The sequence below is a fragment of the Escherichia sp. AM3 genome, assembly GCF_032029835.1.
GTDB classification, from domain to species: Bacteria; Pseudomonadota; Gammaproteobacteria; order Enterobacterales; family Enterobacteriaceae; genus Escherichia; species Escherichia coli.
In genome coordinates, this window is the sequence record NZ_JAVUPQ010001262.1 from 1 (window position 1) to 241 (window position 241).

1 pseudogene is annotated in these 241 nt (G+C 58.1%); it reads right to left on the reverse strand.

The features are described from left to right. Window positions 1-241, reverse strand: a pseudogene (locus RTW80_RS30580) (transcriptional regulator); the annotation flags it as partial.

Below are 241 nucleotides of genomic sequence, written 5' to 3' on the forward strand. Positions count from 1 at the left end.
GGTAATACTTGTTCGGATTGCGAGAAGTAGTCGACCAGCGCCGCACGCAGGTTACGGAAACCGCTAAAGCCGAGCAGTTTGGCCACTTTCACGATCATCGCTTCCGACACCATCAGCGTTTCGGCAACGTCTTTAATCGCAGGCGCGCCGCTCAGGTTACCCGGCTGGAGCAGCCAGTCGACGATACGGCTTTCGTTGCCGGTCATGCCTTCCTGCTTCATGCGCAGGTACGGTGCAAGGC